We start from the raw sequence: 8,836 nt of genomic DNA, 5'->3' as shown, positions 1-8,836 counted from the left end.
TCCACACCCCGTGCCGCCGTGGCCGCCACGCGGCACACTTCCTCGGCATCGAGTTCCCGGTGCGCAGCCGCAGTCGCATCTCTCAATCGCTCACGAAATCCAGAGAAGCCGGGGTTGACCTGTGTCGCAACGTTCGAAACCCCAACAAGCATGCAATTTCCAGACGCGCCCGGTGTCGGGGGCGCAATTGCCCCGGAAGCGAAAGAAACGTCCGCCGCCCTGAAAAGTTCCACCAGGATCCCAGGGCGGCGGGCCCGTCCTCCCCTTTATTTCCGCCGCCGGGGCTTTCGCAGCTCGTAGGCGATCTCCGCCCGGGTCATCCCGCAGTCCAGGAGTTCCCGCTCGGTCATGGCAACGAGTTGCGCAAGGGCGCGGGACCTTTCGCGCCTCGCGCCGACCATCTCGACGAACGCTCGCCAGACCCGCACCCCCTCGCCCTTTCGGCACGACGAAAGCGGCCGGCGGAGGCACCCATTCCCTTCAGCTCGCAGTCCTCACCGACGCCTCCGGAAAGGGACCGAGCGCCTTCTCGGTCAGGATCGAGTCGCAGTACTCGCGGATTTCCTTGATCTTGCCGTTCTCGAAACGAAACACCAGGCAATAGTCGTTGTCGTAGCGCACGCCCTCGGGCGTGACGTTATCGCCTTTGGCCTCTACGACGACCATGTCGCCGTCGGCGATGAAGCGGTGCGCGACGGTGCGCGTGCGGTCGCGCAGGCGGGTCCGCACATAGCCTTGGAGGTCGTTGAGGATCGCCTCCTTGCCGGAAAAGGTGCGTGACCAGGAGTACTGGCCGGTCACGACCCATTTGGCATCCTCGGCAAGGCTTGCGGTGAACAGGGCGCGATCGCGCGCGGCCGGATCGGGATTGGCGGCAGCGGCGAAGATATCCTGCATCAGTTTCTTGTTGGTGGCAGCGCTCATGACGGCATCTCCGTGGAGTGGCGATACGGAGATCATCGTCTGGCCATCAGCATTCTTCAAATCGATAGAGAGTATGAGATATATTCGCTTGATGAATTTGCATTCGCTCGACCTCAATCTGTTGACGGCCCTCGACGCTCTGCTGCGCGAGGCCAATGTCAGCCGCGCAGCCATGCGCATCGGGCTGTCGCAGCCGGCCACCAGCCACGCCCTGCAACGTCTGCGCGACATCTTCGGCGATCCGCTGCTGGTGCGCACCGGCGCGCGCATGGAGTTGACGCCGCGAGCCCAAGCCTTACGTGCGCCGCTCGCTCAGGCGCTCGACCAGGTGCGCGGACTGTTCGTGCCTGACGATTTCGACGCCCCACGCAGCGAGCGGCAATTCCGCCTGATGATGCCGGACCTGGCGGTCGAGCTGCTGATGCCGCCCTTGATGGAGAAGGTGACGAAGGCCGCGCCCAACGTGCGGATCGACGTCGTGCCGTGGCGAGGGCCTGCGATCTTCCACGCCGAGTTCGCCCGCACCATCGACCTCGTGATCTCGATCGGCAACGCCTTCAAGGGCTTTCACCGGCAATTGCTCTATACCGACAGCGATACGCTGGCGGTCCGGCGCGGCCACCCCATGGCCGCGAAGCTGAAGCGGCGCGAGACCTTCCTCGCCGCGCGCCATGTCGGCGTGATCATCCGCGGTAATGCGGAGGATCTCATCGACACCTGGCTGCGGACCGAAGGCATCGAGCGGCACATTTCGCTGGTGGTGTCGGGCTATCTCGAAGCGCTGCACGTCGCCGCCCGCACCGACCTCGTCGCCTTCGTGCCGCGCCGGCTGATCGCCGCGCTCTCGAAGCAGCTCGGCCTCGTCACGGTGACGCCGCCGCTCGACCCCGGCATCGACGAGCAGTTCATGTTCCATCCGACCCGCGCGCAGATGGACCCCGGCTCGATCTGGCTGCGGCGGCTGATGCTGGAGACGGGACGGGAATTGGAGAGGGGTCGTAAGGTGGATTAGCCGAAGGCGTAGTCCACCAACTTCGTTGCGATTGCCGATGCACGGTGGGTTACGCTGCGCAAATGCGCTTTGCGCATCTGCGCAGCTAACCCACCCTACAAGAGCCCTTACGCCTTCTGAGCTTCCATCACCTTTGCGACGGCCGGGCGGTCCGACATGCGCTTGAAGTGGTCGGCGATCTTTGGCGTCGCGTTGATGTCGACACTGTCGCCTTCGAGCCAGGTCGAGAGCGTGTAGAGATAGGGATCGCAGATCGTGAACTGCTCGCCCATCACCCAGGGTCCCCGAAACATCTTTTGCTCGATGAGCTTGAAGCAGGCGGCCATGGTCTTCGGGACCATCGCCTTCATGTCGGCGAACGAGCTCTCTTCCGTCGCCCAGCGCGCGCCGCGCATCTTGTGGGCGTGGTTGATGTGAACGGTGGAGCAGAGATAGGAGTTGAACGACTGCACCTGGGCAAAGTCGAAGGGGTCGTCGAGCGGCGCGAGCTTCGCCTTGGGGAACACTTGCGCGAGGTAGGCCAGCATCGCCGGCGTCTCGGTCAGGACGCCCCGATCGGTCACCAGCGCCGGCACCCGGCCCTTCGGGTTTATGGCGAGATAGTCCGGGCTGTTCTGCTGATTGTCCTTGAAGCTCAGCCGTTCGGCCGCGTAGTCGGCGCCAGCTTCTTCCAGGGTGATGTAGGTGGCGAGCGCGCAGGTGCCGGTGGCGTAGTAGAGCTTGAGCATGTCGGACCTCATGGGAAAACCGGAAGTTAACGGCTGGAGACCTCCAGGTCCATAGCATCGCAGTCTCTTCGCAGTTGCCCACCGCTGCCCGCTTGTGCCAAGACGCCTGCAATCGGAGGGGGATCTCATGACCGTACTCATCGCCGGCGGCGGCATCGGCGGGCTGACGCTTGCGCTCAGCCTGCACGGAATCGGCGTTCCCGTGAAAGTGTTCGAGAGCGTTGCGGCACTGAAGCCGCTCGGCGTCGGCATCAACGTGCTGCCTCATGCGGTGCGCGAGCTGATCGAGCTCGGGCTGCTGGACAAGCTCGACGCCAGCGGCGTGCGGACGCGCGAGCTCGCCTATTTTTCCAAGCACGGCAAGCCGATCTGGAGCGAGCCGCGCGGGCTGGAAGCCGGCTACAAATGGCCGCAATTCTCGATCCATCGCGGCACCCTCCAGCAGATCCTGCTCGACACCGCGGTCGAGCGGCTCGGCCGCGATAACATCCTCACCAGCCATCATTTGACCGGCTGGACCGAGACCGCAAACGGCGTGCGCGCCAACTTCATCGACAAGGCGACCGGCAAAGCGGCCGGGACCTACGAGGGCGCGATCCTGATCGCCGCCGACGGCATCCATTCCGCTGTACGAGAAAAGCTCCATCCCGATGAAGGCCCGCCGATCTGGAACGGCCGCATCCTCTGGCGCGGCGTCACGCCGGCGAAAGCCTTCCTCACCGGCCGCACCATGATCATGGCCGGTCACGAGATCCTGAAATTCGTCTGCTATCCGATCTCGAAAGAACCGGATGCCAACGGCAACCATCAGATCAACTGGGTCGCGGAGCGCCACATGCCGCCGACCTATCAGTGGCGTCGCGAGGACTATAACCGCACTGCGCGGCTGGAAGAGTTCTTGCCCTGGTTCGAGAGCTGGACGTTCGACTGGCTCGACGTGCCCGGGCTGATCAAGGCCTGCCCGCATGCTTACGAATATCCGCTGGTCGACCGCGATCCGGTGGCACAATGGACCTTCGGCAAGGTCACGCTGATGGGCGATGCCGCGCACCCGATGTACCCGATCGGGTCGAACGGCGCCTCGCAGGCGATCCTCGACGCGCGTGTCATCACCCGCGAGATTCTCGCGCATGGCCCGACGCAAGCCGCCCTGCTCGCCTATGAAGCCGAGCGCCGGCCCGCGACCACCGACCTCGTCCTGCTCAACCGCAAGAACGGCCCCGAGCAGGTGATGCAGCTGGTCGAGGAACGCGCACCCGACGGGTACAAGGTCGTCACCGACGTGCTGTCGCAAAAGGAACTGGAAGACATCGCTGCCAATTACAAGCGCGTCGCGGGATTCCAGGTGGAAGCGCTGAACGCCAAGCCGCCGATCGTGAGCAAGGACGCGCGGGCAGGGGCGTGATGCGCTCGCTCAAAAGCGGCTCGGGCCCGCTTCACTTGACCACCCTCGCCGCATCCAATAGCCGCTCACTGGCGCTTGCCGTCGCCAGCAGCGTGCCGTCCTCGGCCATCAGCCTGGCCTCGACGAAGGCGATTGTCTTGCCGAGCTGGGTCACCTTTGCTTCACCAATGATCGGGCCGGGCCTTGCCGGAGTGAGGAAGTTCACCGTCATGCTGATGGTGGTGGTGTAGAGCCGGCCCTCGCTCATCACCAGCACCGCCGGGCCCATGGTGTCGTCGAGCATGGCCGAGAGCATGCCGCCCTGGATGAAGCCGGCCGGATTGCAGAATTCCGGCTTGGCCTCGAAGCCGAGCCTGATCCAGCCCTCCTCCGGACGGGCATCGAGCAGGCGCCAGCCGAGCAGCTCGGCGCAGGGAGGCCTCGGAAAGTTGTCGAGCGCGGTCTTGACCATGTGGAACCCCGTCGCCTGCATTGATAGCGCAACGCTGCTGACAGCTTAATGTCAGCAGCCTCGATCCCGCATCGCGAAACTCCGGGGAAACCATCGAAGATTGTGTGGCTTCGCTGCGGCCCACGCGCCGTTAAGCACGCATCAACCACGCGATTTCACGATCGGTTCAATACGATCCAATCGGACAATCCCGCGGTAAGCGGTTGGAAATTACCTCTTGGGAAAAGCGACGGCGATACCGGAGCCTTTCCATGCGATCCCTCTTGCAGCAGGCCGCGAACCGCCTGCATGCGTTTGAAGACCATCTCACAGTACGGACGCAGATCGCCGCGGCCGTTGCGGCCATGTCCATCGTGCTCGTGGGGACGCTGGCAGCCGGCGCCGCGCTCATCAGTTACAGAAACACCGCCGCGCTCATCGAGAAGAGCCTGACCGCAACGGCATCAACGGCCTCGGGGCGGCTCGATCGTTTCATGGCGACGCGCCAGCAGGAGATGAAGCTGTTCGCGGAACTGCAGCCAGTGCAAAGACAGTGGCTGGGTGATCCGGCCGCCTTGCGCAATTCGCTGGAGAACCTCCAGCGTTCATTTTCCGAATTTGCCTGGATTGGTTTCGCCGATGCAAACGGCAATGTGGTAGCGGACACTGGCGGCCTGCTGCAAGGCAGGTCCGTGGCCGCGCGTCCCTGGTTCAGGCAAGGCCTGGAGAAAGTCGCAGTCGACGACGTCCATGAAGCCGTGCTTCTGTCCTCGCTGTTACCCCAGCGCGCCAATAAGGAGCCCTACCGTTTCGTCGATATCGCTGTTCCCGTACGTGACACCAACGGCAATCTACTCGGCGTGCTCGGGGGTCACCTGAACTGGGATTGGGCAAGCACCTTGATCAAGGACGTCGCGGACAATGATGGAAACGCCGACGCGACGTTGTCGATTCTCAGTAAGGGTGGCATGGTCCTGCTGGGCCCGCAGAGAGAGACCATCCGCTATGGCGGGGATGAGCTTGCGGGCATAGTGAAAGCCGGCGCCGGCACATTCAGGGAAATTGAGAACGGCGAGCAGATGCTGACGGCGTTCCATGTCGGCAGGGGTCACCGCGACTATCAGGGCCTGAACTGGATCGTTACCGCGAGCCGGCCGGCGAGCGTGGCATTCAAGGCGGCAATGTCATCGGCGTGGGCGATTCTGGCGATCGGTGCCGCAACCGCGCTGATCGCGCTGTCGCTGGCTGCTTTGGTCTCGCGCCGGATCGCGGCCCCGATCATTGCCATCACGCAGGAAGCCGATCGCATCGGACGCGCCCATGGCTTTACCATGCTTGCGCGACAGAGCGGCTCGGCGGAAGTGGTGCAGCTGTCACGCGCGCTGCGCTCGCTGCTGCGCCGCATCGGGCTTGCCGAGGAGCGCACCAAGGAGGCCGAGCTGCGCGCGACCGAAAACGCGATGCAGCTCCAGGAGGACATGCTCAAGCTGCGCCAGCTGGCCGACACAGATTTCATGACCGGCCTGATGAACCGCCGCTCCTTCCTGACCGTCGCCGACGACGCCGTCGCGTATTGCCGCCGCTACAAGCGCAACATGGCGACGCTGATGATCGACATCGATCACTTCAAGAAGATCAACGACACGCATGGTCACGCCGCCGGCGACGATGCCATCAAGCGCGTCGCCGAGATCGTCAGCCAGTCGATCCGGACCACCGACAAGGCCGCCCGCTTCGGCGGCGAGGAGTTCGTAGTGCTGCTGCGCGAGATTGACCAGGAGACCGCGGTGCTGCTCGCCGATCGCATCAGGACCTCAATCGAGAGCGCGACGGTGCGCCATGGCGATATCGTCATCCCGATCACGGTCTCGGTCGGGCTCGCGCTGTTCGACGAGAGCGACCGCGACGTGCAGGACGTCATCGAGCGCGCCGACCAGGGTCTCTATGTCGCCAAGAAAACGGGACGTAACCGCACCTTCCTGATGCCGGCGACCGACGAACGCGCCGCGCGCGCCGCCTGACGTTCAGTCCAGCGCATGCGCGATGACCTTGCGCATCACGTTGGGCAGCGCTTCATCCGCCAGAGTCGCGATCGGCACCCATCGCATGCCCGCCGGGGCGCGGGTGCGGTCCTCGACCTTCGCGGTATAGACCACCAGTTCGAGCGGGAAATGCGTGAAGACATGGGTGACGACGCCCACCTTGCGCTGCCAGCGCGACAGCCCCTTCAGCTCGGGCGCCTGTTGCCTCGCCGCCGCGTCGTCCTGGCCGGCAAGCCAGTCGGAGCCCGGCACCTCCGTCATGCCGCCGAGCAGGCCCTTTTCGGGCCTCGAGCGGACCAGCAGCTCGTCGCCGCGCGTGACCACGAAGGCGGCGCCGCGCCTGAGCGTGCCGCTCTTCTTCGGCGCCTTGCGTGGAAACGTCTCCTGGGTGCCTTGCGCACGCGCGGTGCAGTCCTCGTTCAGCGGACAGAGCGAGCAGGCCGGCTTCTTTGGGGTGCAGATCGAGGCGCCCAGATCCATCAGCGCCTGCGCGCTGTCGCCGGCGCGAGACTTCTCGTCGCCGGCGCGAGTGTCGGCAAGCAGCGTGGCGGCCAGCTGCTGGATCAGCGGCTTGGCCTGCGGCAGCTCCTCCTCAACCGCGAACAGGCGCGACACCACCCGCTCGATGTTGCCGTCGACCGGCATGGTGCGGCGGTCGAAGGCGATCGCGGCGATCGCCGCCGCCGTGTAGGGCCCGATCCCCGGCAGCGCGCGCAAGCCCTCCTCCGTATCGGGAAACGCGCCGTCATGCTCGTGCGTCACCGCGACCGCGCAAGCATGGAGGTTTCGCGCGCGCGAGTAATAGCCGAGGCCGGCCCACATCCGCAGCACGTCGTCCTGCGAAGCCCGCCCCAGCGCCGTCACATCCGGCCAGCGCGCGACGAACTTTTCGAAATACGGACCGACCGCCTTCACCGTGGTCTGCTGGAGCATGATCTCGGACAGCCAGACGCGGTAGGGATCGGTCGCCTCGCCCGGCGCGGCGCGCCAGGGCAATCGGCGGCGATGGCGGTCGTACCATTGCAGGAGCGCGAGCGGGCGGGCCGACGACGCCGTACTCCGTTCCTTCTTGCGCGCAGTCGGGGAGAGCATGCACCTTTACTAGAGGAGGATCCTGCCTGTGGCCAGCGCGACCGACCGTTGCACGCTATAACGCCTTGCGTTATACACAGACATGATCCAGAGCTTCGCCAACGCCGAGACAGAGTTGATCTGGTCCGGTCGGCGAAGTCGAAGACTGCCGCCTGACATTCAAAATGTGGCTTTGCGAAAGCTGCGCCTGTTGAACCAGGCGCGGTTGTTGGCGGATCTTAGGGTTCCTCCGGGCAATCGGCTGGAAGCCCTGAAAGCCGACCGCGAAGGTCAGCACTCGATCCGGATCAACGATCAGTGGCGCATCTGTTTTGTGTGGGATGAAGGAGGACCGAGAGATGTCGAAATCGTCGACTACCATTAGGAACGGGTTCCTCCGCAATCCTCATCCCGGCGAGATCCTGCTGGAGGAGTTTTTGAAGCCGATGGAGCTGAGCCAGAACGCGCTGGCGCGGGCCGTTCACGTCCCGCCGCGGCGGATCAACGAGATCGTCCTCGGCAAGCGCGACATTACCGCCGACACTGACCTGCGGCTCGCCCGCTATTTCGGTCTGTCGGAGGGCTTTTTCCTGGGTCTGCAGATGGACTATGATCTGATGCAGCGGCGGCGCGAGATCGATCGCGACCTCAAGGCCATCCGGCCTCGTGCCGCGACATAACGGACGCCTCATGTCCAAACCCGGTCCCATCTTCAAACCCGGCCCCATCAGCGCGAAACCCCTCGGGATCCTGCTCAATGACGTCTTTGCCGAGGCTTATGCCAAGCAGGGCTTTGCGGCGCGCGAGCTGGTGACGCGGTGGGCGCAGATTGCGGGGCCCGAGATCGCGGCCCATGCCGAGCCGCTCAAGATGCAATGGCCGCGGCCGGTGGAGGGCCAGCCGCAGGAGCCGGCAACGCTGGTGCTGCGGGTCGAGGGGCCGATGGCGCTGGAGATCCAGCATTCCGCCGACGTGATCCTGGAGCGGGTCAACCGCTTCTTCGGCTGGAGCGCGGTCGGCAAGCTGGCCTTCCGCCAGGCCCCCCTGTCGCGGCCCCAAGTCCGAAAGCGGCCCGGCCCGCCGGACCCCAAGGCCGTCGCCAAGGTGGCCGAGAACCTGACCGGCATCGAAGATGAAGAACTGAAGACGGCGCTGGCGCGCCTCGGGGCGGCCATCAAGCGAAATTGAGCCTCATTCCGCCGCCAAACTGGACCTGTCCGTCGC

The 8,836-nt window shown here is 64.8% G+C and carries 11 protein-coding genes; 6 read left to right on the top strand and 5 right to left on the bottom strand.

What is annotated here, in order from left to right; translation table 11 throughout:
* Positions 1-266: 266 nt before the first annotated feature.
* On the bottom strand, positions 267-401 hold the full coding sequence (locus JHD07_RS19735) for a DUF1127 domain-containing protein (protein ID WP_291624910.1): 135 nt from the start codon (positions 399-401) through the stop codon (positions 267-269).
* Positions 402-480: 79 nt separating this feature from the next.
* Positions 481-924, bottom strand: a complete 444-nt coding sequence (locus JHD07_RS19730; RefSeq protein ID WP_291624901.1) for a nuclear transport factor 2 family protein — start codon at positions 922-924, stop codon at positions 481-483.
* Between the two features lie 91 nt (positions 925-1,015).
* On the opposite strand from JHD07_RS19730, the gene JHD07_RS19725 reads away from it, so the two are divergent.
* Positions 1,016-1,936, top strand: coding sequence for a LysR family transcriptional regulator (locus tag JHD07_RS19725; RefSeq protein WP_291624907.1), 921 nt, complete (start codon positions 1,016-1,018; stop codon positions 1,934-1,936).
* A gap of 107 nt (positions 1,937-2,043) precedes the next feature.
* Here the strand turns inward: JHD07_RS19725 and JHD07_RS19720 are convergent, their stop codons facing one another.
* On the bottom strand, positions 2,044-2,664 hold the full coding sequence (locus JHD07_RS19720) for a glutathione S-transferase family protein (RefSeq protein ID WP_291624899.1): 621 nt from the start codon (positions 2,662-2,664) through the stop codon (positions 2,044-2,046).
* 127 nt (positions 2,665-2,791) lie between these two features.
* Here JHD07_RS19720 and JHD07_RS19715 point away from each other — a divergent pair, with 127 nt between their 5' ends.
* Positions 2,792-4,069 (top strand): flavin-dependent oxidoreductase, encoded by a 1,278-nt coding sequence (locus JHD07_RS19715; protein ID WP_291624897.1) that lies wholly within the window; start codon positions 2,792-2,794, stop codon positions 4,067-4,069.
* A gap of 31 nt (positions 4,070-4,100) precedes the next feature.
* Here the strand turns inward: JHD07_RS19715 and JHD07_RS19710 are convergent, their stop codons facing one another.
* Entirely contained in the window at positions 4,101-4,520 is a 420-nt protein-coding gene (locus JHD07_RS19710) for a PaaI family thioesterase (protein ID WP_291624894.1), read from the bottom strand.
* 251 nt (positions 4,521-4,771) lie between these two features.
* Between JHD07_RS19710 and JHD07_RS19705 the strand changes: the two genes are divergently transcribed.
* Positions 4,772-6,520, top strand: coding sequence for a sensor domain-containing diguanylate cyclase (locus JHD07_RS19705; protein ID WP_291624892.1), 1,749 nt, complete (start codon positions 4,772-4,774; stop codon positions 6,518-6,520).
* A gap of 3 nt (positions 6,521-6,523) precedes the next feature.
* Here JHD07_RS19705 and mutY read toward each other — a convergent pair whose 3' ends face one another.
* The gene (gene mutY, locus JHD07_RS19700; protein ID WP_291624890.1) at positions 6,524-7,633 is read right to left on the bottom strand and encodes an A/G-specific adenine glycosylase; all 1,110 of its coding nucleotides are present in this window, start codon (positions 7,631-7,633) and stop codon (positions 6,524-6,526) included.
* 82 nt (positions 7,634-7,715) lie between these two features.
* On the opposite strand from mutY, the gene JHD07_RS19695 reads away from it, so the two are divergent.
* The 3 genes from JHD07_RS19695 to JHD07_RS19685 are packed head-to-tail and all read left to right on the top strand — an operon-like array spanning position 7,716 to position 8,800.
* Positions 7,716-7,997: a type II toxin-antitoxin system RelE/ParE family toxin gene (locus JHD07_RS19695; RefSeq protein ID WP_291624888.1), complete on the top strand. Its 282-nt coding sequence runs from the start codon at positions 7,716-7,718 to the stop codon at positions 7,995-7,997.
* Positions 7,972-8,292, top strand: a complete 321-nt coding sequence (locus JHD07_RS19690) for a HigA family addiction module antitoxin (protein ID WP_291624886.1) — start codon at positions 7,972-7,974, stop codon at positions 8,290-8,292. Before JHD07_RS19695 ends, JHD07_RS19690 begins: the two co-directional genes overlap by 26 nt.
* Positions 8,293-8,302: 10 nt before the next feature.
* On the top strand, positions 8,303-8,800 hold the full coding sequence (locus JHD07_RS19685; RefSeq protein WP_291624884.1) for a DciA family protein: 498 nt from the start codon (positions 8,303-8,305) through the stop codon (positions 8,798-8,800).
* Positions 8,801-8,836 lie beyond the last annotated feature (36 nt).

Source organism: Bradyrhizobium sp., assembly GCF_016462955.1.
Lineage (GTDB): Bacteria > Pseudomonadota > Alphaproteobacteria > Rhizobiales > Xanthobacteraceae > Bradyrhizobium.
The sequence above is the reverse complement of the archived record's forward strand: the minus strand, read 5'-3'. Positions and strand labels throughout refer to the sequence as shown.